The organism is Anaerobium acetethylicum (genome assembly GCF_900096945.1).
GTDB classification, from domain to species: domain Bacteria; phylum Bacillota; class Clostridia; order Lachnospirales; family Lachnospiraceae; genus Anaerobium; species Anaerobium acetethylicum.
In genome coordinates, this window is record NZ_FMKA01000018.1 from 54,525 (window position 1) to 81,130 (window position 26,606).

Sequence of the window (26,606 nt, forward strand, 5' to 3'; positions counted from 1 at the left end):
GCTCAATCATCAGATTTGTCATTTTTTGTTCCAATTCGATAATAAAATTTTGGGAATAAAATTCGAAAAGGCTTGGAATTGAAGGGGTTTTTGGATACAATCTTAAGTAGAAAAAATTTAATTATTTAAAAAAGTTAAAATCATAAATCCAGAACACATAGAAAGAAGGTGCACCATGCCAAAAGAATTCCCGGTTTCCCGGAAAAGAATAACCCTGGAAGAGATCAAGGCTCACTATAAAATCGGGGAATACAGAGATCTCGTTGCATGCGTCATGGAGCTCATTGAGGGAAACAGGATAAAGCCGGTGCAGGCCTCGAAAACAAATGGGAAAAGTCCGGCGCTTTACAATGCCTATCATATCATCAGGGAACAGAAGGACTACAGCCAGTATGAGGAAGAACTGAAGTTCCAGCTGTCGCCTATGCTTGACAACGAATACTATCTGAAGAACCTGGAAAAGTACCTGGCAGACAGGGAAAAAGTGCTGCAGCTGAGCAGATATCTGACTGAACATAAGGACAGGATGGAAAAGCAGATTTCCATGAATGAAAGAAGCTGCGAGATATGGGGCAGGGAAAAGTATCTGACGAAAGAAGGAGGCATTTCCCTCTTGAAGAACCTGAAGTTTGAGCTGGAGAAGCTGGGCGTATACGAGACGATTGAACCCATTGCCTACTATTCCCGCCATAAGGACTGTCCCCAGAACATCCTCATAATCGAGAACAAGGATACTTTCTACAGCATGAGGCGGCATCTTCTGGAAGGACATGAACGGATACTGGGAACGGAAATAGGAACCCTGATCTACGGGGGAGGAAAAGGCATCAGCAGGGCAATGAAGGATCTGGATAAATGCGTGGAACCTTATATCTATAATCCCCAAAACAGGATGCTGTATTTCGGCGACCTGGATTATGAGGGGATTATCATATATGAGACCCTGTTCAGGGAATTCGGAAGCACATACAGGCTGGAGCCTTTTAAAAGAGCCTACGAGGCGATGATGGAAAAGGCTGGAAGGCTTTCGTCACTTCCGGACACGAAAAAAGGGCAGAACAGGAATATCGGCAGGATTTTTCTGGGCTGCTTCGGCGCAGATATGGGCAGAAGGATGGAAACCCTTCTGCAGGGCGGAACATATATAGCCCAGGAAATATTGAATATTATGGACTTTGATCAGGCAGGAGAAGAAGATGGACTTTGAATTTTTAAATCATTTTTCCAGGAGGATGAAAAGTGTCGGCATGTATGCGGTGCTGATGAAGAACAGCATGCAGAAGACCACCTGGAAGACCTACGGAATCGATAAGGCAGACAGTCAGATCAATCTGATATTTGCCGTGCTTTTGTATATCATGGAGCAGTCCCTGAAGGATGAGCCATGCACCATGGATGATATCGGCAGCTATATAGACAGCCTGAATACCAGGTTTTTCAAGCTGGGATTGTCCTATGAAATGAGCAGGAAGCTGGGAGAGTTCATCGTCAATGTCATACTCTGCGATGAAGGCCGGGCCATGTATTTTGACTGCTACGATTTTGACGAAAAGGCATACAGGATCCAGAATATCAGCTATGTGGCGAATAAGGTCATCTATCTGGAATCTGAGGTCAGGAGGACCTCCTATTACCTTACCGATGACGGCTACAATCTTCTGCTGGGGACCCTGGAGATTGAAAACAACATGAAGATCACCATTCACGAGATGATATTCAAGATGCATCTTGAGAGGGCGGCCTATGACAAGGCTGTTGACGACATTAAGAACATATTCAATCTGCTCAGGATCCAGTTTCAGAAGATGCAGGAGGCCATGCGGAAAATCAGAAAGAATGCGCTGAGCTATTCCGTCAATGATTACAGGGAAATTATGGAGGAGAATCTGGAAATCATCGCAGACACCAAGAAGAAGTTCGATTATTACAGGGAGCTTGTCAAAGTCAGGGTAAAGGAACTTGAGGAAGAGAATATCAATGTGAAGAAGCTGGATCAGAAGGGCGAGGAGAGCCTGAAGAATCTGAAGATCATTGAAGCCTACCTGACACGGACCATAGAGGAGCATCAGAAGATACTGAATGCCCATTTTGACCTGAAATCTCTTTATACGAAGGAACTTGAACAGCTTTCCCAGATGATATTAATCAAGCGGTTCAACATCAGAACGGATTTTTACGACAAGATCATGGAGGATGCGGAACATCTGAAAGAGCTTGACTGCTTTTTCAGGCCCCTCTTTAACAGGCCGCCGGAGAAGATGTACAACGTGAACAAGTCATTTGAAATCCAGAGGCCTGTCAGGCGGAAAGAAGATGCGGAAGCAGATGTGGTCATGGAAATAGATGACGATCTCTGGCAGGAAGAGCAGGAGCGCATCTATCAGGAACGGATGAAGAAGTACAATGGCTGCCTGAAGGTGATACTCAGATATGCCTCGGGAAAAGACGGGATTTCCCTGTCTGAACTGAAGGAGGCGGCTTCTGAGGAACTGGATGAGCTGATCCCCACTGTGGAAATATTCCGGGAAGTCGTCGTGGAGCTTCTGAAAAGCAGGACGATCAATCTGGACGAGCTCAGAAAGGAAAGAAGCGAATACCTGGCCCAGACAGGGCTTGAATTCCAGATCAATGAAGCGGTCTTAAGCCTTGTGGAGGAGAATGAGGAATTTCAGGATATCCATGGGCTTGAGACAACGAGAATAGAAAACGGAAAAGCAGTCATATTCGAGAATCTGGAAAGTGAATCTGGCAGGGTGAGACGGGTGAAATGTTCCGACATCCTGTTTTTGACAGTGAAAAAATTTTTTTAACAGCGAAAGGAGAGCCTCATGGGCTATGAAATAGAAGAGATCAGGCAGAGCCAGAATATATTCTACTATCTGCTGAAAAACAGGGAACTGAAGGAAGACGACGAAAGGCTTCTGTATAAGGCCTACGTGGAAAATGAGAAGGTCATGAACCTTGTAAAAAGCCAGGCTGAGGCTGCGGAATGCGATATCGAGCGTTACGGAAGCGTCATATATATCATGCCGAAGGAGGAGAATAGCTTTCTCGGCTATTCGAAATACCAGCTGAAGGCGGTCCTCTGCAAATCGAATGCTACGGATAAGGACTATTACCTGTCCCAGTTCGTGATTCTGACATTGCTGGTAGAATTTTATGACGGTCAGGGAAGCAGCAGCAAATCCAGGGATTATATCAAGACCGGGGAGCTGCAGAACATCATATCGGAACGCCTGCGGGAAGGCAGCGAATCGGCAGGTGAAGAGGGGGAGAAGAGCGGGCTTGCATTTTCAAACATGCTGGAAGCCTACGAGGCCCTCAGAAGCGACGAAGGCTCAAAGGCCAAGACCACGAAGGAGGGATTCCTGTATACGATACTAAATTTCCTGCAGAAGGAAGGGCTGATCGTATTCATAGAAGAGGATGAGATGATCCAGACCACACCGAAACTGGACAGCTTCATGGACTGGAATCTTCTCAACAGAAGCAATTACGACCGCGTAAGAAAGGTACTGGGGGTGGAAAATAATGAGCAGGATTAATTCGTTGAGAATCATCAACCTCAATTACAACAACAATTCGATGCATATTGACGATGAGACATTCCGGTTTGACGGGCAAAGCACCCTCATGTCCCTGAGAAACGGCGGCGGGAAATCTGTCCTTGTACAGATGATGATTGCCCCTTTCGTCCATAAAAGCTACCGGAATACGAAAGACAGGCCATTTGCGACTTTTTTCACGACAAACAGGCCGACTTTTATCATGGTGGAGTGGGAGCTTGACGGGAAAGCGGGATATGTCCTTACCGGCATGATGGTCAGAAAAAGCCAGGGAGGCAGCGAGGCGGAGGAGAAGGAAGACCTGGAAATGATCAACTTTGTCAGCGAATACAGGGAAAAATCCAGGTGTGATATCAACAATCTGGCTGTGATCGAAAAAACGGAAGGAGAGAAGAAGCTGAAGGGCTTCGGATACTGCAGACAGCTTTTTGAAACCCTGAAGAAGGATCCAGGGGTGGATTTCAATTATTTCGACATGAACAACTCCCAGCAGTCAAAACGGTATTTTGAGAAGCTGAAGGAATTCCAGATCGACAGCAGGGAATGGGAGACCATCATCAAGAAGGTAAATTTGAAGGAATCCGGCCTGTCCGATCTTTTCTCCGAGGCGAAGGATGAAAAAGGCCTGATCGAGAAATGGTTCATGGAAGCCGTCGAAAATAAACTGAACAGGGAGAAACGCCCGATCAAAGAATTTGAAAAGCTGCTGATCAATTATATCAGGCAGTACCGGGAGAACCAGTCGAAAATCCAGAGGAAGGCCATCATCGCCAGATTCAGCGAGGAAGCGGCCGGCATCAGCAGAAAGGTGGATGATTACAAGGCGGCCTCAGATAAACAGGCATCCTATGAAAACACAATCGCAAACCTGATTCCTTCTTATGAGGAACTGAAAATCCGGGCAGAACTGGAACATACAGAGATAGAAGCCCGAATTGCAGAAATCGATAAAGCCATCGCCAGAACAGAATATGAGGAGATTTCACTGGGAATCTATAAGCTCCGGGATGAAAAGCACCTTTTCAGCGAAGACAGGGAAAACGTAAACATCCTGTGGAAAAAGGCGGAAGAAGATGCTGCCTCTGTTGAAAAGAAAATACATGTCATGGAATGTGCCGGATACTACAGGGATTACCAGGAGGCTTCAAGAGAGCTCCAGCTCCTGGAAAACCGTCTGGAGATTGCAAAGGAGGAAGAGACCGAACTGGAGCCGGAGCGCCGCATGATCGGATACAACCTGAGATGCCGGTACGAGGCCCAAAGGGACGAACTGTCACAGAAGATAGAGGACCTGGGTAAACAGATCGACAGGGATCGTGAAGAACATACAAGAATAAAAGCTGAAAAAGACGGGCTGGAGCAGGAAAACAACCGCCGCAACAGGGAAACGGGTACTTTGGAAGCCAGGATTCAGGAATATGACGCTGCAGAGCAGGCCTATAACCAGAGATTTGGAGAAACACTTCAGAGGAATATTCTGGGAAATTATGAACCGGCCGCGCTGGAGCTGAAAAAGAAATCCTATGCGGAAGGGCTGAAGCAGGAAGAACGGAAGGCGGCAGAATCCAGGAGACAGAAGGAAGTCCTGAATGAACAGGCAAAGAGGCTGGGACGGCAGCTGGAAGAGCTGAACGGGCAGTATATTCTGTGCGGCGAGGATGAAAAAAATCTTGAAAAAGAGATTTTGGAATTTGAATGCGAACTGGATGAAAGAAGAAACATCGTCAAATATGTGAATCTCACAGAGGATGATATTTTTGACAGGGTAAAAATAACCGAAGCCTGCAACAGGAAGCTCCATGAAATAGGAGATGCCAAGAGGGTCCTGGAGAGGGAACACGACAGGCTGGAAAAGGAATTAAACAGGCTCAGGCAGGGAACTGTCATGGAACTTCCGAAGGATTTCAAGGAGTTTCTGGAAGCAGCAGGCATCCATTATGTCTACGGCATGGAGTGGCTTAGAAAAAACGGGAAAACGGCAGCAGAGAACGAGGCCCTCGTGGACAACAATCCGTTTATTCCCTATGCAATCATAATTGGAAGCGGAGATCTGGAAAAGCTTCAAAAAGAAAATACGGATATCTATACTTCATTTCCGATTCCCATAATCAGACGGGAAGATCTTGGAAAACTATACGACAGGAGCCAGGATTTTCTCGAAGGAACAGAGAAGGTCAGCTTCTTTGTCCTGTTCAATAAGAACCTGTTGGATCCTGAAAAACTGGCAGATCTCCTTGCCTCAGGGGAGGCAGGACTGCTCCGGAAGGCAGAGCAGATAGAGGTAAAGAGAACAGAACAGGATCTTTACCTTGAAAAAAGGGAACGGACAAAGAATCACAGGGTGGAAGCGGGCCTTTATGAAGCTGCCCGAAGAAATCTGGAGAAAGCATCTGCGCTAAAAAAAGAGCTGGAAGGAAAGATTGACAGGACAAAGGACGAGCAGGGAAAAAACAGTTCAGAATTAACCAGGTTTGCAGATGAAATTCCGAAACTGGACAGCCTGATTTCAAAGATAAAGGATCAAACAGGGGAATTCGAAAAACTCTGCAGCAGATATGAGGATTATCTGGTTCACAGAAAGGACCTGCAGAAGAACAAGGAACGGCTGCAGGAGATAAAAGGGCTGATGCTGGAAGCAGATCAGCAGATGACTGCCATCAGCACCCGGATCAGCGACAGCGGCCAGGAGCGGTTCAAAAAGAATGAAGCAATGACAGCTGTATCCACAAAGCTGGCTGCCTATTCTGCCTATCAGGAAGGTGAAACCAGCACGAGGGATACGGAGGATCTGGAAGCCAGGTATAAGGCAGTCACAGAGCAGATGTCCGGCAGCATCCAGTCCCTTGAGGAGCAACTGAAGGGAGCCCGGAAAAGATACGGCAAGTCGGAAAAACAGCTGATCGACAAAGCGAATAAATATGGCATCGGGCAGCAGGAATATGACAGCATCACCTATGATGAATTCCAGGAGGATAGCCTGGAGGCTGATTTGCGGAAGCGGAAAAAGGAAACAGGGGAACTGGACAAAAAGCTTCAGGAGCTGGTGACGAAGATTGCAGTTGTTGAAAATTCCATTGGCAACGAACTGAAAAAAATGCTGGAAAAGTGCGGCTTCCCAGAACCTGCAGACAGGGAAGACATAGTCGGAGTCGATTTCAAGGCTGTCATCAATGAGAAGCAGGCAGACAGGAAACGTGTACGGGCGGAAGCCGAAAAAGCTGTCACCAGGATCAGGAACTATGAGGGAAGTCTTGCGGTCTTTGCAGAATACTCGGATTTTCCTGTAAAAGAAAAACTGGAATTTGCAGAGGAGTTCGACGCAATGACGGCAGAGGAGTTAAGCCGCTACAACGGGGAAATCAGAAGAGATTACCGGGAATCGGTCAAGGAAAGGACAGACTGTCAGGGAAAATTGCGGGATACCCTGAACCGCATAGCGAGAATGCATGAGTTTGAAGAGGAATTCTATAAGAAGCCCCTTGAAATGCTGGTGGAGGTAATAGGCGATGCAGATGCGGTAAGGCTGCAGCTGGACACCACTCTGCAATCCTATGAAAGTCTAATGGAAAAACTTGCAATCGATATCGCCCTGATCGACAGGGAAAAGGAGAAGGTCTGCGAGCTTCTGCTGGATTATATTCTCGAGGTGCATAACAACCTTGGGAAAATTGATAAAAACTCAACAATCAATGTCCGGGGCAGATCCATTAAGATGCTCCGCCTGCTCCTGCCTGACTGGGAGGAGAATGCGCAGCTATTTGTGCAGAGGCTGAAGGATTTCGTGGAGGACCTTACCACAAAGGCGCTAGTTGCCATGGAAAACAACGAAAATATCGAGGAACTGGTGGGAAAACGTATCACCACAAGGAACCTTTATGATTCAGTCGTGGGAATCAGCAGGATCGAAATCAAACTCTATAAAATCGAGGAGCAGAGAGAGTACCCCATAACCTGGGCAGACGTTTCGAAAAATTCCGGTGGTGAAGGCTTCCTGTCGGCTTTCGTCATTCTGACCAGTCTCCTGTACTATATGCGCCGTGACGAAATGGACATATTCGCCGAAAAGGAAGAGGGAAAAGTGCTTGTGATGGACAATCCTTTTGCCCAGACAAATGCTTCCCATCTGCTGAAGCCTCTGATGGATATCGCAAAGAAGACAAACACCCAGCTCATATGCCTTTCAGGCCTTGGCGGCGATTCAATCTACAACCGGTTCGACAATATCTACGTGCTGAACCTCGTATCCTCAAACCTGAGAAAGGGCATGCAGTATATGAAGCCTGAGCACATCAAGGGAGCCGGAGAAGAAACGGAGGAGATGATATTATCGAGGGTCATGATAGCGGACGGGGCTGAGGAAGTTTACGAGCAGGAGAGCTTGTTTTAAAAGGTACCTGACACCATAAACTGCAGTTTATGGTGTCAGGTACCAATAGGGTTTGGATAACCTGTTTCCCAAAGATAACCACCGACAGCTGCTAAAACAGGATCTATACTTTCTATTCCAGGAAGTGGTAATTGTTCAAGTTCTTTGATGCGGTCGATTTCAGGTAAAGCTTTCATTGTTTGTTCGCTGTCAGAAAGTTGTGATTGACTTGAAACAGCTACAGGAATTTGCTTCTCAAAAAAATCATAACCTGAGTTGGTGATATTACCAGCAGATATAGATTCTAATAAAATGGAACAGGCTACAATTGTAATTATGTTTTTCATAGATACCCCCATTGATTTGTAATGATTATGTTATAAAGACTAAAAAGTTTGACAAGGAATAAACGTTCTGCAAATAATAGTCTATCATATAAAATTAGTACTTGAAAGAAATATTTTGTAAAATCATGATGGTATGATTTTCTCATAACTGTTCAGAACCCCTGTCTCGCGAGGTGTTTTTATGCTGATTTTGCATAAAAACCTGAGACATTCGTGCGCCAAATTGCTGGTTTTGCAATTTGTGTGCCTCATATGTGACTATGAAGGACTTAGTCCTGAATAGTTACATTTTCTCTTTGTATAGACCATGACCGTGAAGATATGCTAATATGATATATATGATGTAAAAGAATGAAGGTATTGTACCCATGATACCTAAGGATTGCAAATTAGTATAATCGTAAAAATAAAAGGAGGAATATCAATGGCAGATCCAAGTTTTGCAGTGCTCCAGAAAGTGCGGAACGGTAAACGGACTTTTGGGATAACCCCAAGAATTCCAGGCGGTTTCATTACTCCGGGAGATTTGATCAGGATAGCCCAGGTGGCTGAAAAATATAAGGGACAGATAAAGATAACATCAGGACAGCGCATCACGATTTTAGGCATACAGCCGGAGGATGTTGAACTTGCATGGAAAGACCTGGGTATGGAACCGGGAGTCAGATCTTCCTATTCCGTAAAGAATGTTGAAATATGCCCGGCTTCCTTCTGTAAAAGGGCAAAACAAAATTCCATGAAGCTCGGGCTGAGACTTGAGAAGAAGTTTTATGGCAGGCCGGCGCCAAACAGAACGAAGATTGGCGTGACTGGCTGTCTGAATGCCTGCACCAGCGCCAACAGTAAAGATATTGCAGTGCTTGCCGATCCGGAAGGATATATCATCCGGGCAGGCGGCAGCGCAGGGTTTTATCCGAGACTGCCGGATGAAATAGCGAGGGGACTCACAGAGAGCGAGGCAGAGCGCATGGTGGAAGCAGTGTTCGACTATTATGCCACTAACGCGGAACTTGGAGATAAGCTGGGTCCCTTTATCGACAGAATCGGGCTGGAGCAGTTTATAAAAGGAACCATGGAACTATATGGTACCTGACACCATTAAAAAAGTATAAACAATGCACACAAATTGCGAAAGGAGCTTACAATGAAAGTATTATTAGTGAACGGAAGTCCCCGTAAATCGGGATGCACCTATACAGCCTTAAAAGAGGTGGCTGACACCCTGGAAAAGAACGGCCTTGAGACCGAGATTTTCTGGATTGGGAATAAGCCAGTGGCAGGCTGCATTGCCTGTGGGGCATGTGCAAAAACAGGCAGATGTTTCAGGGATGACTGTGTAAATGAATTCCTTGATAAGGCGGAGCAGGCAGATGGATTTCTGTTTGGTACGCCGGTTCATTATGCGTCTGCGTCCGGAATGATATCCTCATTTATGGACAGGGCATTTTATGCAGGTTCATCCAAATTCCGCGGAAAGCCGGGAGCAGCGGTCGTAAGCTGCAGGAGGGGCGGAGCGAGTGCGGCCTTTGACCAGATCAACAAGTATTTTACCATAAGCAGCATGCCGGTCGTATCTTCCCAGTACTGGAATTCGGTTCATGGAAATACTCCAGATGAGGTAAGGCAGGATGGAGAGGGAATGCAGATCATGCGTACCCTTGGAAATAATATGGCATGGCTGATGAAGTCTATTGAAGCTGGCAGGAAAGCAGGGATCGAACTTCCGCCTCTGGAAGAAAAGATAAGGACGAATTTTATCAGATAATTTGATAAAAATTAGAACTAGTAATATATTGAGGGGAGTTCAGTGTGGCGGAAATACCGCCATACTGAAAAGTAAAAATATGGACTATGAGTTGCTGAATTGTGAAACAGCGGATGGGAATAACAGAATGGCACTTTTTTCAATCAACCAGGTAAACTACAAGGATATCATCAAATACCAGGATACGGATATTTTTCAGGATCAGACGACTTTTCTCTGCGGAGAAAGCGGATGCGGGAAAAGTACGCTTTTGAAGCTGCTGAATGGGGTCGTATCCGCGGGGAGCGGAACCATCACCTATAAGGGAAAGCCGGTGGAAGAGTATGATCCTACCAAATTGAGACGTGAGGTTCTCCTGGTCGGCCAGTCGGTATATCTGTTTGATGGCACGATCAGGGAAAACTTTCAGGAATATTATGCCTACCGGGATCTTAGTCTAATCAGCGATGAAAAGATAAGGGAATACCTGAAGCTCTGCGCTGCGGATTTTCCCCTGACGGAACCCTGTAAAAACATGTCGGGAGGGGAACGGCAGAGGATTTATATCGCCATTTGCATGTCTCTCATGCCTAAGGTGCTAATGATGGATGAACCTACAAGCGCATTAGACGAAAAGAATTCCTGGATTGTAATGGAGAATATCAAAGAATTCTGCACCAGAAAAGGAATCACCCTGATTGTGGTATCCCATAATACCAGGCTGGCTGAGGCGTTTGCCGACAGGACCATTACGTTTTGCGGAGGTGGATGCCGATGAATGGAATTATCACTCTGAACCTCTGGCAGTTTGCCCTGATCTATCTGCTGTTGCTTGTGGTACTGGCAATTATGAAAAAATGCAGGATCGACCAGACCAGGCTCCTGATCGTGGCAAGCTTCAGGATGACCGTGCAGCTTGTGCTGGCAGGGCTTATCCTGACCGCTATTTTTAAAAATCCGCATCCGGCATTCACCCTGCTTTATCTGGTTGTCATGACCGGATTTGCCATTTATATGGTTCTGTCGAAGAACAAGGGAATCAACAGGCGGTTTAAGGCTGTGGTTGCCGTATCCCTGGCCGTGACGGGACTTTCAATCGTCGTTTTCTTCATCGTGGCGGTTGTGGGTGCAGACATATTCAATCCCCGGTATACGATACCTGTCAGCGGAATGATCATTGGAAATGCAATGAACGGGGTAAGCCTGGGGCTCAGGAATTTCAATGAAAACATCAGGACCCAGCGCAATAAAATCGATACCCTGATCAATATAGGAGTGACGCCTCAGAAAATACTGGAACCGTTTGTAAACCAGTCCCTTGAAACGGCAATGCTCCCTACGCTGAATTCCATGCTGGGGATGGGCATCATTTCGCTTCCGGGCATGATGACAGGACAGATCCTTTCGGGAACGATGCCAATGACAGCCATACTCTATCAGATCGCGATCCTCATTGCAATCTGCACGGTCACCTGTCTTGCGGTGTTCTGTTCTTTGCATTTTGGATACCGGACGCTGTATAATAAGAGGAACCAGATGGTTATATAGAAGGACAACTACTCAACGACTGCTTTTTAGTCATTGAGTAGTTGTTTTTTTGTTTCTTGGAGATATGCAGTTTAATATAGGATTTATGGCATAGGAATTAGAGTGGTTGTTTCGTCTCTATGTGGTTGCATCAGTTTTGCGGGTACATCAATACATTAAGGTTAAAAGATTGAAGTGGTTCGTTTATAGGTTTTATGTTGAATAAAGAGGATAAGAAAGTGTACAGTGCAATATGTACAAAAAGAAAAAGAAAAAAAGAGAAAAATATAACTATTGACACTAACATGTTAACATGTTAGTATGTTAATAACAAAAACACACAGGAGGTTGTTATGATGAAAAAGAAAGTATTATCAATTTTATTAGCTTTAACTATGACATGTTCGCTAGTAGCATGTGCAGGGAGTTCAAATGCTACAACAGCAGATGAAAACGGAAAGACAGCAGCAGAAGGGGAAAAATACACCTTAAAAGTGGGTACGGTATTAACAGAAACAGATCCTGTTTTTCTGGCACTAGAAGGATTCAAAGCAACCGTGGAAGAGAAAACAGAAGGAAATGTAACCGTGGAATTGTACTCAGGTGCGCAGTTGGGTTCAGATGAAGACGTATTAGAGCAGGCTAAAGTGGGTGCTGGTGTCGGAATTATTACAGACCCAGGTCGAATGAGCAACTATATCAGCGATTTTGGTATTTTGGGAGGACCATATTTAGCGGATGACTATGAAGGCGCTTTAGAATTAATGGAGACATCAGTATATAAAGATTTAGCTGATCAATTTTCTGAATCTGGATTTAAGATTTTATCATTTAATTACTACCAAGGAAGTAGAAACTTATATACAAAATCACCTGTCGCAACACCCGAAGATTTAAAAGGACTGCGAATCAGAAGTTCAGGATCTGATGTTGTTACGAAATCATTAGAAGCTATGGGGGCGAATACAACCGTTCTGCCTTGGTCAGAAGCATATCAAGGTCTGCAACAGAAAGTAATAGAGGGTGTGGAAGTGCATAACTCTGCGGCTGTAGGTTCTAGTATTTATGAAGTGACGGAATATGTATCGTTGACAGGACATTTTCAGCTGCTGACAGGATTGGTTATTTCAGATAGCTGGTTTCAAAAATTACCAGATCAATATAGGACGATTTTGATTGAGGCTTCTTACGAGGCTGGTAAAAATGCTTCTAATGAAGTTATTGGAAAAGATGAAGAATTTCTGCAGAAATGTATTGATGGTGGGGTAGAAGTTGTAGAAATTGATAAAGATGCGTTTAAGGAAGCAGCAGAGTCAGCGTACGATGTTTTGGGATACAGGGAATTAAAGGATAAAATTGATAAGGAGTTAGGAAGATAATAGAAAATTATTGAAAAAGAGGGATAATAAAATGTTAGTAAAGCGAATCGAAGAAGTATTTGAGTGTATCGGCCTCGCCTCGTTGATTGTTTTGGTTTTTTTGGCAGCAGTATTACGGTTCTTTGGCTTAGATATGTCATGGTCTACAGATATGGCACAGTTGGTATTTGCTTGGGTCTGCTTTATAGGAGCAGACCTGGCAATGCGCCAAGATAGACATATGGGTGTGAATATGCTAGTAGATAGGTTTTCATTAAAAACACAGAATGGAGTTTTACTATTTAATAACGTATTTATTATAGGTTTTTTAATTTTGGTTGCTGTATATGGCACCAACTTGTGTATAGTAAATTATCAGAGAACATTTAATACATTACCAATCAGCTATTCCTATGCAACAGCAAGTGCACCGGTTGGATGTGCGTTGATGATAATTACGACTATTATAAAAATCAAAACTAATATTATGAATATTGTGAAAAGTGATTACTCGAGTTTAGAGAAAAAAGTCGAAGGAGGAGATGTATTATGATATTTTTGGCAATTACCTTTGTCATACTCTTAGCAATAGGTATGCCCGTTGCTTTTGCAGTAGGCATCTCCAGTATTGTGTTTTTCTTAACGAATGATGTACCGATACAGATTGCAGTTCAGAAGATGGTTAGCAGTACCCAATCGTTTTCGTTACTAGCAGTACCGTTTTTTGTATTAGCAGGAAATCTGATGAATGAAACGGGCATAACAAAAAGATTGATTAAATTTGCAAGTGTGTTAACGGGTCATATGCGTGGCGGTTTGGCCCAAGTATCGGTCGTGCTTAGTTGTTTGATGGGCGGTATTTCAGGATCGGCGACAGCAGATGCAGCGATGGAAAGCCGCATTTTTGGCCCGGATATGGAAAAGAAAGGCTTTTCAGTTGGATTTACTGCGGCAATCTTAGCAATGGGTGGTTTGATTACTGCAACTATCCCTCCAAGCATAGGACTGATTCTTTATGGTGTTACAGGTGAAGTTTCAATTGGAAGATTGTTCCTGGCAGGTATTGTTCCAGGAGCACTAATGACAGTTGCACTAATGGTTGCAGTTGGGCTTATTTCAAAAAAAAGAAATTATGCCAAAGAACATGAAACAAGACCTACGATTAAAGATGTATTCAGAGGACTTATTGAGAATATATGGGCCTTATTATTTCCAGTTATATTGATAGTTGGTATTCGATTTGGTATTTTTACACCGTCTGAAGCAGGAGCATTTGCGGTTGTATATGCATTTGTAATTGGAGTGTTTGTATACAAAGAATTAACAATGAAAAAATTGATCGAAGTTTTAAAACAGACTGGTATAGATTTAGCAACTATAATGTTAATTATTATTTGTTCTAATGCTTTTGGTTATGCACTGGTAACTGGTCAGCTTCCACAGTCTCTGGCAGGCGTTATCTCAAATGTTTCTTCTAATCCATACGTGGTATTAACAATTGTTATGCTGTTTGTGTTTATAGTAGGTATGTTTATGGAAGCAACTGCTAATGTATTGATATTAACACCGATATTCTTACCGATTATAACGAATTTAGGGTTTGATCCTGTACACTTTGGCGTTATATATATGATTTTGATTACGATGGGCGGCATGACACCTCCTATTGGTGTAACCATGTATACTACGTGTTCCATTCTGGATTGCCCGATAGAAACATATACAAAAGAATCAGTGCCATTTATTGTAGCAGTTGTTGCATTATTAATAATTCTGGCTGCCTTTCCACAATTAGTGCTATTTTTGCCTAATATGGTATATGGTGGATAATATTCAGATTTTTTATACGTAATTAATACTAGACGTTAAATTAAGAGGAGATTTTGTATGAGATTATCATTTGATGAGATTCAAAATGAAATAAAAAGAGTATTTATGGATTATGGTATGAGTGAAAAAAAGGCAGATACTTGTGCCAGAATTCATACGGAATCAACATACGATGGGATTTATTCGCATGGAACGAACCGTGTAGCGAGATTTGTAGATTATATAAAAAAAGGCTGGGTAGACGTTGAAGCAGAACCGACAGTAGAGAAATCATTTGGAGCAATAGAAGTGATTAATGGCAACATGGGCCCTGGAATATTGAATGCATTATACGGAACTGACCGCGCCATTGAGTTGGCAGAAAAGTATGGAATAGGCATGGTTGGACTTAAGAATACCACCCACTGGATGAGGGGAGGTACATATGGATTGCATGCGGCTAACAAAGGCTATATTGCCATCATGTGGACAAATACAGAATCATGTATGCCACCTTGGGGTGGAAAAGAGTGTAAATTAGGCAACAATCCATTTGTTATGGCAATGCCAGGACCGGATGGTGGAGATGCAATTCAGATGGATATGGCTATATCACAGTATGCATATGGAAAATTACAGGTTACGAGGTTGGCGGGAAAAAAACTGCCTTTTCCAGGAGGATTCGATAAAGAAGGAAATGTGACGGATGATCCGGGGGCAATTGAAGAGTCAATGAGAATTATGCCGATTGGTTATTGGAAAGGTTCTAGTTTTTCTTTCATGCTCGATATCTTAGGGTCAGTTCTAACCGACGGTATTGGTGCAGTTGATTTGGATCAGAAAGGGATGGGAAGTTGTGGCGGTGCATCTCAGGTTATTATTATTATTGATCCAAAGAAAACTACTTCAATGGACAATATGTCTGAAACTATTAAGAAAGCAATTGCACATATTAAGAGTTCAGAACCATCGGAACACTCAACAGGAATTATTGCACCTGGTGAAGATTATATTCAATTCAGAAAAGACCATGATCTTAATGGAATATTTGTAGATGACAGCGTTTGGGAAGAAATCAAATCTTTATAACATTTTGAAAGGGGTACGATATGATATTTGATCAAATTAAAAATTATGCAAGGTATACAAAAACTGATGAAAACATAAAGGCTGCACTTGAGTTTATAGATTTGCATAAAGATAATAAAGAAATATTGGATGGCAAATACGAAATTATACCCGATCAGGTTACTGCTTATGTGGTGTCGAAAGACACCATATTGGCAGAAGACGCAGAAATGGAGATTCATAAAAAATTTATGGATATCCATTACATGCTAAAAGGACAGGAAAGCTGTGGGTTAACAGAACTTTCGATGGATGTACAGGAGGCAGCATACGATGATGCCGGGGATATTTCTCTCTTTTCTGCGGAGGATACCAATGTGGTTGTAGTAAGTGAAGGTGAATTTTATGCTGTCTGGCCATATGAACCACACAGACCTCTATGTAATGTGCAGGGAACTTCAAGGAAAATCAGAAAAATTATTTGTAAAGTAAAGGTATAAATGAAAAATCGATAGAAGACATATTTTCATTTAATAATACAGAAATGGTTATCAAAATTAAGATAGTAACATTCTTGAAAAAATAGCGGATTAGTATTGAAATATAAAAATGGTGACGTCTGGTTTCTCGATAAAAGATGTAGTAAAATGGATTGAATAGAGGTTTTGAAAATAGATTAAACACAGATTAAGGATGAGCGAATATGCAGATAACTGACCGTAATTTAAATGAAACAGCAAGAGAATATGCTTTGAGGATGTTGAGAACAAATATTATTTCCTTGGAATTAAAACCTGGAAGTTCTGTAAGTGTGTATGAATTGTCAGATGAATTGGGAATTAGTAGAACACCTGTAAGAGAAGCTTTGCTGGAACTTAGCAGAGCCAAAATCATAGAGGTATTTCCACAAAAAGGAAGTGTAATTGCATATATTGATTCTGATATGGTTGAGGAAGCGAGATTTTTAAGAGCTGTATTGGAAGAAGCTATCGTAGAATTGGCGTGTGATGTAGCAACAGAAGAAGATATTTCGGAATTAGAGATGAATATCAATATGCAGGAAGTTTGTCTGAATAATCCATTGCAGGGGAAGTTGTTGCAGCTAGATGACGAATTTCATCAGAAACTGTATCGGATGTGTAAGAAAGAGGATATATTTACAATCAAAGATATGATGTCAATTCATTATGACCGTGTACGTAATATAAGTTTGGTTGCAGTTAAAGATTTAAAAGTAGTGAATGATCATAAAGAGATATTAAAAGCGATTAAAAATAGAGATAAAGAGGCTGCAAAAGCAGCAATGAAAAAGCATCTAGGGCGTTATTCTATAGATGATGAGAGACAGATGAGAGAGAAATATCCAGAGTATTTCAAAGACGGTAATAGATGGTTTGTTGATATCAAATAACAGACGAACAATCATATAAGGAGAAGGTTTGGTAATTGTAGATTTTGGATAGCCCCCTTATAAGCAAGAAAGGACAGATATAAATGAAAGTATTACGTGTAACAACGCCTGGAGTAATAGAAGTTCAAGATGATGAAAAACCAGTTATCGAATTGAATGATGATGTTATTATAAAAGTAAAAACAGCAGGAATCTGTGGCTCAGATATCAGTATCTATAAAGGGACTTCTCCAGTAGCAACTTATCCCAGAGTTATAGGACATGAGTTCGCAGGGGAGGTAGTAGAAGTAGGGGCAGGTGTTGAGCATCTAAAACCAGGTGACCATGTTGTGGTTAACCCTGTGTGCAACTGTGGAATTTGTCGGATATGCGAAAAAGGACGTGGCAATGTATGTGCTAATCTTGAGGTTATGGGCGTTCATAGAGATGGTGGGTTTAGAGAATATGTAAAAATATCTTCAAAGAATGTATTTGCAATCAATAAAAATATTCCTTGGAATAAGGCTGCGATTGTCGAGCCATATACGGTAGCAGCGCAAGTTACATCTCGTGGAGGAATAGAAAAGGGTGATACGGTATTGATTTGCGGCAGTGGCCAAATTGCGTTGACGATTCTTCAAGTCTGCAATATCCTTGGCGCGAAGTGTATCATGACAGACCTGGTTCCTGACCGCTTGTCAAGGGCCGTCGAATTTGGTGCATATAAGACTATAAATTCAGGGATAGAAGATGTGGTATCACGTGTGAAGGAATTAACTGACGGAATTGGAGCGGATGTATCAATTGACGCGGCTTGTGTTGGAAAGACGTTAGAACAGGCGGCACTTGCGACTAGACCGGGTGGCGTGGTTGTTACGATGGGATTTCATGATACAGTAGCTCCAATAACTGAATTCATTATAACCAGTCGTGAATTAGATATCCGTGGCTCACGTTTAAACAATAATAAATTCCCACAGGTAATCAAATGGTTCGAAAGTGGAGAATTAGATCCAACCAAAATTATTACAGATGAATTTTATTTTACAAAAATAGAAGATGCATTTGAAAAGTTAAAAACTGATCCGGAAAATACTATGAAAGTAGTGTTGATGTTTGATGAATAATGTGAAAATTATGAGTATATTGTCACGATTGATAATTTTTTAGATAGTACCTGAATGTTAAAAATATTCAAATTGCATGGTTTTGACATATCAATCCTAATTATATGAAAGGAAGATAAATAAATGGATATGACATTAAGATGGTTTGGAACAGGATTTGATTCCATAACCCTTGAACAGATCAGACAGATTCCCGGAGTTACGGGAGTCGTCACAACTTTGTATGACAAGGCACCAGGCGAGATCTGGGAAGTCGAACGAATCAGGGCAATCAAAGAAGAGATTGAAAATGCCGGATTGAAGCTGAAAGGCATAGAAAGCGTCAACATACATGACTCGATCAAGGTGGGAACACCTGAAAGGGAGCAGTATATCGACAATTACATTACGACCTTAGAGAGATTGGGCGAAGAGGGAATCGACCTGGTATGCTACAACTTCATGCCTGTATTTGACTGGACCCGTTCTGATCTGGCGAAAGTAAGACCTGATGGTTCCACTGTATTATCCTATGACCAGGAGCTGATCAATCAGATCGATCCTGAAAACATGATGGATGTCATGGACGAAAAGGCGAACGGCTTCCTGCTTCCAGGATGGGAACCGGAAAGAATGGCAAAAATCAAGGAATTATTTGAAATGTACAAGGATGTGGATGAGGAAAAATTATTTGCAAACCTGAAGTATTTCCTTGAACGGATTATGCCGACCTGTGAAAAATACGGGATAAAGATGGCGATACATCCAGATGATCCTGCATGGTCAGTGTTCGGATTAAGCAGAATCATGACCACAAAAGAAAAGCTGCTCCGCCTTGTGAACCTGGTTGACAGTCCATGCAACGGCGTTACCCTTTGCACAGGTTCGTTGGGTTCTAATCCGGCCAATGATATTCCGGATATTATAAGATCCCTCAAAGGAAAGGTTTTCTTTGGACACATCAGAAACGTCATCCATCTTGGACCAGGCAAATTTGATGAAGCAGCACACCTTTCATCTGACGGATCCCTGGATATGTTTGAAATCATGAAGGCTCTTTATGATATCGGATTTGACGGCGTTGTACGTCCGGATCATGGCCGCGCAATTTGGGGTGAAGTATCCCTGCCGGGTTATGGACTGTATGACAGGGCACTGGGTGCAGCTTACCTGAACGGATTATGGGAAAGTATCCTTAAAATGTCGAAAAAATAACCCGCAGCTATTTTTATCATGTTAGGAGAATTATCGTGAAATTAAATGACAGTGAATTGAAAGATAAGGCCTTATGGGAAAATGCCGGCTTCCGGCTTCCGGGGTTTGACAGAGAAGAAGTAAGAAAAAACACGAAAACACGTCCTGTATGGATACATTTTGGCGTCGGCAATATTTTCAGAGCATTTCCAGCAGCGGTGCAGCAACAGCTGCTGGAAGAGGGAAAAGCGGATACGGGTATCATAGCAGCAGAAGGCTATGATTATGAAATCATCGAAAAGATGAACAAACCCCATGATGACCTGAGCCTCCTTGTTACGTTGAAAGCGGACGGCACCATCGAAAAGACTGTAGTCGGAAGCATCGTGGAGTCCCTGACTGTTGATAGCAAAAATGAAGAAGATTTTGCAAGGCTGAAGGAAATCTTCAGGAGCCAATCCCTTCAGATGGTAAGCTTCACGATTACCGAAAAAGGCTACAGCCTTGTGAATGCAAAAGGAGAACTGCTTCCGGATGTGGCTGCTGATTTTGAGGCAGGTCCAATAGCTCCTTTAAGCTATATCGGAAAGCTGGCATCTCTTTGCTACGAAAGATATAAGAATGGAGCACTGCCTGTTGCCCTTGTCAGCATGGACAACTGCTCCCACAATGGAACAAAGCTGTTTATGGCAGTGAACGAGTTTGCAAAACAGTGGGAACAGAAAAAGCTGGTTGATGCTGGGTTTGAAGCCTACATCAATTCGGATAAAGTCGCATTCCCGTGGAGCATGATTGACAAGATCACGCCAAGACCGGATGAAAGCGTGAAGAAAATGCTGAGTGATGCCGGTTTTGAAGATACAGAACCTGTCATAACAGCTAAAAATACCTACGTTGCTCCTTTCGTCAATGCGGAACAACCCCAGTACCTTGTTATTGAAGATGCTTTTCCAAATGGAAGGCCTCAACTTGATGCGGCGGGCGTAATTTTTACTGACCGTGAAACCGTAGATAAAGTGGAAAAAATGAAGGTGTGCACCTGTCTGAACCCACTGCATACAGCCCTGGCCATATTCGGGTGCCTGCTTTCCTATACAGCAATCTATAAGGAAATGAACGATCCCCAGCTTAGAAGCCTGGTAGAAAAAATCGGCTATCAGGAAGGGCTTCCAGTGGTAGTGAATCCGGGAATCATCAAGCCGGAGGATTTTATCGATGAGGTACTGAACGTAAGAGTGCCGAATCCGTTTATGCCGGATACGCCTCAGAGAATTGCGACTGATACATCCCAGAAGCTTTCAATCAGATTTGGCGAAACCATAAAAGCCTATATCAACAGTCCGGATCTGAGCATAAGTGATCTGAAACTGATCCCGCTGGTGCTTGCCGGCTGGTGCCGTTACCTGATGGGCATAGCAGATGATGGCGAGGTCTTTGAACTCAGTTCAGATCCTATGCTGGAGACGGTCTGCCCTTATGTAAAAGATATCAGGTTAGGACAGGAGGGCCCGTTTGGCGAAATGCTGAAGCCTATTCTTTCTAACAAGGATATTTTTGGAGTGGATCTTTACGAAGCGGGACTCGGTGAACTGGTTGAAAACTATTTTGCCGAGATGGTAAAAGGAAAAGGTGCCGTCAGGGCAGCTTTGGTCAAGTATGTTTAGGTAACTGTTTATAACCCTTGTTTAGTTTGTAAAAATGGTATTCGAAGCTGCCAACTCAGCTTTTGAGTATATATATGAAAGCTGCAGTCTACTGATCTCTCCTTGTAGACTGCAGCTTTTTTGTCTCATCCCCTTCATTTGTCAGTCGTCTCGCTTGAGTGCGTCTCCCTAGGAAACCTTTTTATCAAATAAGACGTAATTGATTGTTGTATAAAAATATGTCAACCGGTTGACATATGGATAATATCATGATACTATCAGCGTATAGGAAGACACAACACAGGGGCTAGCACAAACGGGAAAAAAATTAAAAAGGGAAAGGATATGCCGGTATTCCAGAGCGATAGAGACAGGAATCGCCGAAGTGGATACATGGAAACATACTTCGAATTGCCGGCAGGTGAAAAAATGAAAAAGATTGAAAACAAGGTTATGCTGATTACCTATTCGGATTCCATGGGGAACAACCTGAAAGACCTGGACAATGTTCTGAATAAGCATTTTTCAAAGGCAATAGGAGGTGTCCACCTCCTTCCGTTTTTTCCATCCTCAGGCGACAGGGGATTTGCGCCGGTGGACTACCACAAGGTGGATGAGGCCTTCGGGGACTGGACCGATGTGGAAAAGCTGGCTGAGAACTATTACCTCATGTTCGACTACATGATTAACCATATTTCAGCCCAGAGTGAATATTATCAGGATTTTCTGAAAAACAAAGACAATTCGAAATACAGGGATCTGTTCATCCGCTACAAGGATTTCTGGGAAAACGGGGAGCCGACAGAGGCTGAAGTGGATGCCATCTATAAGAGAAAGCCTCGCGCCCCATATGTGGACGCCCATTTTGCGGACGGAACCACTGAAAAGGTGTGGTGCACTTTTGACGAGGAACAGATCGACATCAACTGCAAGAGCGAGACTGCCAAGGAGTTCATCAGGGACAATCTGACCTGGCTCTGCAGCCACGGAGCAGCCCTGATCAGGCTGGATGCCTTTGCTTATGCGACAAAAAAAGCCGGCACAAGCTGTTTCTTTATCGAGCCTGACGTATGGGAATTCCTTCAGGAGTGCACAGATATTATTGATGAATACGGGGTGGAGCTCCTGCCGGAAATCCACGAGCACTACACGATCCAGAACAAGATTGCAGAGAAGGACTATTATGTATATGATTTCGCACTCCCAATGCTCCTGATCAATGCCCTGTATTACGGACAGACCGCATATCTCAAAAACTGGCTGGAAATATGTCCGAGAAAGCAGTTCACAACCCTGGATACCCACGACGGAATCGGCGTGGTGGATGTAAAGGATCTGCTGCCGGATGCGGAGATCGAACGCACCAAAGAGGACATTTTCAAATACGGAGCCAACGTGAAAAAAATCTACAACACGGCGGCATACAACAATCTGGACATCTACCAGGTGAACTGCTCCTATTATTCAGCCCTTGGGGACGATGACGATGCCTACCTGATGGCGAGGGCGGTACAGTTTTTTGCACCTGGCATCCCGCAGGTATATTATGTAGGACTCCTGGCTGGAAGGAACGACCTGGAGCTCCTGGAGGAGACGAAGGTCGGCAGGAATATCAACAGGCATTACTACAAGCTGAATGAGATAGACGAAGAGGTGAAAAGGCCGGTGGTACAGAAGCTGCTCAGGCTGATGGAATTCAGGAATACCCATCCTGCATTCGACGGCGAATTCGAGATGGTGACCGCAGGGGAATCGGAACTTGTAATTGTAAGGAAGAACGGGAGCCATACGGCGAAGCTGACAGCGGATTTCATGACTAAAAAAATGACGATCTCCTATACGGATATGGAAGACGGAGAAAATAAGATATTGGAGCTGTAGACGGAACCGTGGTATAATGAGCCTTATTGGAAACAATGAAGGACATTGCCTTTGATAACGGTCCTTATGAAACAGAATGGCGGCTGCCTGGATCAGGAATTCAGGCAGCCTTTTTAGCAACGGAGGAATGCGATTGTGGCGACACTAAAGGATGTAGCAAAGGAAACGGGGCTTACCGTGACCACGGTTTCGAGAGTACTGAACAACAGGGGGTATATCGGCGAGGAGACCAGGCAGAAGGTATATGACGCCATGAAGAAGCTGAACTACCAGCCAAACGAGGTAGCACGGTCCCTGTCAAAGCAGACGACCAATACCATCGGGGTCATCGTTCCTCATATCAGGCATCCCTATTTTGCAGAACTGATCAGCTGCATCGAGGCGGCTGCAAACGAAAGGAAGTACAAGATCCTGCTTTTCAATTCCGGGGACAGGGATGAGAAGGAACTGGAATTCCTGGAGATGTGCAGCAGCAACAGGGTGGCCGGAGTCATTCTTTGCAGCGGCACAGTGGAAGTGAACCAGTTCGAGGTGCTCAGCGTGCCGGTCATTACCATAGAGCGGAATCCGGAACATGCGACAGCCTCTGTAGAGTGCGACAACCTGGAGGGAGGACGTCTTGCTGCAAGGCATCTGATAGAGAGCGGCTGCAGGAATCTGATCCATATCAGCGGCGTGTACGGAACCTCCATGCCTGCCGACCAGAGGGAGACAGGCTTCGTGGAGGTATGTGAAGAACATGGCATCCGGCATTGTGAGCTGAAAACCAATGAAATGCAGTACAAGGAAGGCGACTACCGCGGGTTTATCGAAGAGGCCCTGAGGGACCATCCTGAAGCCGACGGCATATTCGCAAGCAGCGACCTGATAGCTGCCCAGGCTATCCAGGTCTGCGCCAGAATGGGGATTGCGGTGCCGGAGCGGCTGAAGATCGTGGGCTTTGATGATGTCATGATTGCGTCGCTGACGACGCCGGCGATTACCACCATACACCAGCCGATCAGGGAGATGGCCGAACTGGCATTGTCGCTTCTGATGGAGGCTGGCGCGGGCAGGAGTGTGCCTGTCAGGACGGTGCTTCCGGTCAGAATTGTGAAAAGGGAGTCGTAGCTATCTGGGTGAGTTTGCTTTTTGAGCAGGAAAAGAGGTCAGAAAAGGGTTTTCCTTTTGGGCCTCTTTTTTGGACATAAAATTGCCCAGGCCTCATTGTTTTATCTGGTTCACAATATTGAAAGAAGTTGACGTATTGGAAAACATATAATATAATACAAAACATGGGGAAAAATAAAAAAGTTGGTAAATAAAATCGTATGTTTTTTACATGATATTGTGGGAATTACTTATTAAGAGTGTTATGCTCAATGCTAAAAATAAATATTTTATAGGGGGATTTTAAAATGGGGAAAAAAAAAACTTAGAACAATGATAATAACTTTTTGTGCTTCAATGGTGATTTTTTCACAATTTGTGTATGCTTACACATACTCCGATTATGGAACAAGTGGTTACAATTATTACGCTTCAGTTAAGCCATCTTTATTACAAGCCGGGACAGATTCGGTTAGATTAACGTTTTCAGCTGAATAATAGCAACGTATTAATTTTCACAAATTAAGTACTGTCATTGTGCATAACATGAATATAAGCTGTATATATAGAAGGATGTGTATTTATGTTGAAGAATGAATTCAAAAGAATTTTAAGATCTAGAAGTACAATTGTTATTGTTTTTATATTAGTAGCTGTAGCGGTCATAAGTTTTTTTATATCGTATAATGACAAATCGGCATTTGTAGTACAACTAACAAGTGATAGTCCCGATTTAAATAAGCAGGCATTAATAAATTTGATAGATAGTTATAAAGGAAATACGTTTATTTTTGATTTTTGGTATACATCTGATTTTTCGACGTTATTTATAATGATTTTGTTTATGTGGATGGGAATTTCCTTTTCTTCTGTTCCCATGCTACAAAAAGATAGTGGATTTGGCAATTTTATTATTACCAGATATGATTACAAAAAATATATAAGAGATATCATAATAGCGCAATCATTATGTATAATTTCGGTTGTTTTTATAGTAATGGTTCTAATGTTTGTTATTGCTACCGTTATGGGTGGCGGGATAAGTTCATTAACATATGGTATATATAAACTTAGTGCAGCTGGATCCATTGTAATTATTTTACTTCAATTTTTAGAGTTGATCATGTGCGCAATTTTAATAAATGGAATAAGCCTATTAATTAGTGTTTGGATAAAAAACAAGTATATTATACAAATATTTCCGATTGTTGGATTTTTTTTATTGCCCATTCTGATTGGATCAGTAATACCCAATTTCATACCTTCTGTAACCAAAATCATTTTATTATTAATCCCTTTAGATACATTAAAAGGTATATATATGATTTTACAGGATAAAATGGATTTTGGTGTGATTCTGTATTCACTAATACCATTTTTTATATATGGTTTTCTGTTTGTTTTTATCTATATAGTAAATAGAAATCAATTTACGGAGAATTATTTATGAAACCAAATAGGACGAAACCATTAATTGTCAGTATCATAATGTTCTTTTTAATAATATATTTTGGTTGGGAATCGAGAGGATTAGCTGCATTCAAAAATACCTTTGATGATTTTACAAATGTATATTTAGACAATGTACAAAAATATCTATATATTATTTCCCTGTTCGCAGCGACGATGTTCTATTTTGTACGGATACCTTTTTTAAGACCTGAGTATCGTATCAGAATAAATGTAAGCTTATATGATTTTTTGATTGAAAAGAATATTGTGAATAGCCTGTTTATAACGCTGGCAATTTATATGCTTTATATTTTCGCATCTGTTTTTTGTGATTTTTCATTTGTATTTTCTATAACATACATATTTTTGTTTATGCGATTATATGGATTTGTTTATTTGTGTGGGGTAATCTATTTACTATCTTATCTGAGTTCGGAGAATGAAATTTTTGGTTTTGTGTGTATAATAGCGATAAATTTATTTGTTTTGATGATTTATTTGTCGGTAAATTTTATTTTTAATAACTGTATAAGTGATAAATTCGAAATGCTTATTTTTAGTTTCTATATAACTTTTTTCGATATTTTTTGCAGCTTATATTTAATGCTTAAATCAGATAAAAAGGAGAGCTTAAAATAATTTACTACATAATTTTATTCGGATTTTTTATACTTATAGATTACTCGAGAATTGGATTGAATGGGAGTTTAGCTCCGTTTCATGCGTTAGAATCCATATTAATTCCAATCGACATGCAATCGGAAAAAATAATTTTGAGCAGCTTTATTATTAATATTTGCATGTATTTAGTTTTGTTAAGTGTTATATTGAAAATAATAGATGGATTTTTTGATTTGAATAATTATATGTTAATACGAACAACAAAATTTAAAATATATACATTTCAAATAGTTTATATGATTAAAAAAATTCTGCTAATAGTTTTAATAAAATTATTAGCAGATATATTAATCCTAAATACCCAAGAAATTATAACGTGTTCGGCGGTGTAACACCCATTGCCTTATATAATTCTGACTGTTTCTTTGTAACCTCACCAACTCGC

Annotated in this window: 21 protein-coding genes; 20 read left to right on the plus strand and 1 reads right to left on the minus strand. The window is 42.3% G+C overall.

Annotated features, from left to right (window positions below; all coding sequences use genetic code 11):
• Positions 1 to 175 precede the first annotated feature (175 nt).
• Genes BJR36_RS13245 through BJR36_RS13260 form a run of 4 tightly spaced genes read left to right on the plus strand, consistent with a single transcriptional unit; the run spans position 176 to position 7,953 of the window.
• Positions 176 to 1,207, plus strand: coding sequence for a Wadjet anti-phage system protein JetD domain-containing protein (locus BJR36_RS13245; protein WP_091235173.1), 1,032 nt, complete (start codon positions 176 to 178; stop codon positions 1,205 to 1,207).
• Entirely contained in the window at positions 1,197 to 2,810 is a 1,614-nt protein-coding gene (locus BJR36_RS13250; protein WP_091235175.1) for a hypothetical protein, read from the plus strand. The genes BJR36_RS13245 and BJR36_RS13250 overlap by 11 nt, the downstream gene beginning before the upstream one ends.
• Positions 2,811 to 2,828: 18 nt before the next feature.
• Positions 2,829 to 3,545 carry a DUF6063 family protein gene (locus BJR36_RS13255; RefSeq protein ID WP_091235177.1) on the plus strand — a complete coding sequence of 239 codons (717 nt, stop codon included), beginning with the start codon at positions 2,829 to 2,831 and terminating at the stop codon, positions 3,543 to 3,545.
• On the plus strand, positions 3,532 to 7,953 hold the full coding sequence (locus BJR36_RS13260) for a coiled-coil domain-containing protein (protein ID WP_091235179.1): 4,422 nt from the start codon (positions 3,532 to 3,534) through the stop codon (positions 7,951 to 7,953). Before BJR36_RS13255 ends, BJR36_RS13260 begins: the two co-directional genes overlap by 14 nt.
• A gap of 35 nt (positions 7,954 to 7,988) precedes the next feature.
• Here BJR36_RS13260 and BJR36_RS13265 read toward each other — a convergent pair whose 3' ends face one another.
• Positions 7,989 to 8,279 (minus strand): hypothetical protein, encoded by a 291-nt coding sequence (locus tag BJR36_RS13265; RefSeq protein ID WP_091235184.1) that lies wholly within the window; start codon positions 8,277 to 8,279, stop codon positions 7,989 to 7,991.
• 424 nt (positions 8,280 to 8,703) lie between these two features.
• On the opposite strand from BJR36_RS13265, the gene BJR36_RS13270 reads away from it, so the two are divergent.
• The 16 genes from BJR36_RS13270 to BJR36_RS13345 all read left to right on the plus strand — a co-directional run bounded on the left by BJR36_RS13270 (position 8,704) and on the right by BJR36_RS13345 (position 25,538).
• Positions 8,704 to 9,372, plus strand: coding sequence for a nitrite/sulfite reductase domain-containing protein (locus BJR36_RS13270; protein ID WP_091235186.1), 669 nt, complete (start codon positions 8,704 to 8,706; stop codon positions 9,370 to 9,372).
• Positions 9,373 to 9,423: 51 nt separating this feature from the next.
• A complete protein-coding gene (locus BJR36_RS13275; RefSeq protein ID WP_091235188.1) occupies positions 9,424 to 10,044 on the plus strand; it encodes a flavodoxin family protein in 621 nt (206 codons plus the stop codon).
• 79 nt (positions 10,045 to 10,123) lie between these two features.
• Positions 10,124 to 10,801 (plus strand): ABC transporter ATP-binding protein, encoded by a 678-nt coding sequence (locus tag BJR36_RS13280; protein WP_242875575.1) that lies wholly within the window; start codon positions 10,124 to 10,126, stop codon positions 10,799 to 10,801.
• Positions 10,798 to 11,571: an ABC transporter permease gene (locus BJR36_RS13285; protein ID WP_091235190.1), complete on the plus strand. Its 774-nt coding sequence runs from the start codon at positions 10,798 to 10,800 to the stop codon at positions 11,569 to 11,571. Before BJR36_RS13280 ends, BJR36_RS13285 begins: the two co-directional genes overlap by 4 nt.
• 335 nt (positions 11,572 to 11,906) lie before the next feature.
• A complete protein-coding gene (locus tag BJR36_RS13290) occupies positions 11,907 to 12,929 on the plus strand; it encodes a C4-dicarboxylate TRAP transporter substrate-binding protein (RefSeq protein ID WP_169823699.1) in 1,023 nt (340 codons plus the stop codon).
• A gap of 31 nt (positions 12,930 to 12,960) precedes the next feature.
• Positions 12,961 to 13,461 (plus strand): TRAP transporter small permease, encoded by a 501-nt coding sequence (locus tag BJR36_RS13295; RefSeq protein WP_091235194.1) that lies wholly within the window; start codon positions 12,961 to 12,963, stop codon positions 13,459 to 13,461.
• Positions 13,458 to 14,738 (plus strand): TRAP transporter large permease, encoded by a 1,281-nt coding sequence (locus tag BJR36_RS13300; protein ID WP_091235195.1) that lies wholly within the window; start codon positions 13,458 to 13,460, stop codon positions 14,736 to 14,738. The genes BJR36_RS13295 and BJR36_RS13300 overlap by 4 nt, the downstream gene beginning before the upstream one ends.
• 57 nt (positions 14,739 to 14,795) lie before the next feature.
• A complete protein-coding gene (gene yiaK / locus BJR36_RS13305; RefSeq protein WP_091235197.1) occupies positions 14,796 to 15,806 on the plus strand; it encodes a 3-dehydro-L-gulonate 2-dehydrogenase in 1,011 nt (336 codons plus the stop codon).
• A 20-nt stretch (positions 15,807 to 15,826) separates the two neighbouring features.
• A complete protein-coding gene (locus BJR36_RS13310) occupies positions 15,827 to 16,285 on the plus strand; it encodes a NanQ anomerase/TabA/YiaL family protein (protein WP_091235198.1) in 459 nt (152 codons plus the stop codon).
• A gap of 203 nt (positions 16,286 to 16,488) precedes the next feature.
• A complete protein-coding gene (locus tag BJR36_RS13315) occupies positions 16,489 to 17,196 on the plus strand; it encodes a GntR family transcriptional regulator (RefSeq protein WP_091235200.1) in 708 nt (235 codons plus the stop codon).
• An 83-nt stretch (positions 17,197 to 17,279) separates the two neighbouring features.
• Positions 17,280 to 18,302 carry a zinc-binding alcohol dehydrogenase family protein gene (locus tag BJR36_RS13320; RefSeq protein WP_091235202.1) on the plus strand — a complete coding sequence of 341 codons (1,023 nt, stop codon included), beginning with the start codon at positions 17,280 to 17,282 and terminating at the stop codon, positions 18,300 to 18,302.
• A 123-nt stretch (positions 18,303 to 18,425) separates the two neighbouring features.
• Complete coding sequence (uxuA, locus tag BJR36_RS13325) at positions 18,426 to 19,496, plus strand: mannonate dehydratase (RefSeq protein WP_091235204.1); 1,071 nt, start codon at positions 18,426 to 18,428, stop codon at positions 19,494 to 19,496.
• A 35-nt stretch (positions 19,497 to 19,531) separates the two neighbouring features.
• Positions 19,532 to 21,139 (plus strand): mannitol dehydrogenase family protein, encoded by a 1,608-nt coding sequence (locus BJR36_RS13330; RefSeq protein WP_091235205.1) that lies wholly within the window; start codon positions 19,532 to 19,534, stop codon positions 21,137 to 21,139.
• Between the two features lie 408 nt (positions 21,140 to 21,547).
• A complete protein-coding gene (gtfA, locus tag BJR36_RS13335; RefSeq protein ID WP_091235215.1) occupies positions 21,548 to 22,999 on the plus strand; it encodes a sucrose phosphorylase in 1,452 nt (483 codons plus the stop codon).
• A gap of 135 nt (positions 23,000 to 23,134) precedes the next feature.
• On the plus strand, positions 23,135 to 24,109 hold the full coding sequence (locus BJR36_RS13340) for a LacI family DNA-binding transcriptional regulator (protein WP_091235207.1): 975 nt from the start codon (positions 23,135 to 23,137) through the stop codon (positions 24,107 to 24,109).
• Between the two features lie 562 nt (positions 24,110 to 24,671).
• Positions 24,672 to 25,538 (plus strand): hypothetical protein, encoded by an 867-nt coding sequence (locus tag BJR36_RS13345; RefSeq protein ID WP_091235209.1) that lies wholly within the window; start codon positions 24,672 to 24,674, stop codon positions 25,536 to 25,538.
• Positions 25,539 to 26,606 lie beyond the last annotated feature (1,068 nt).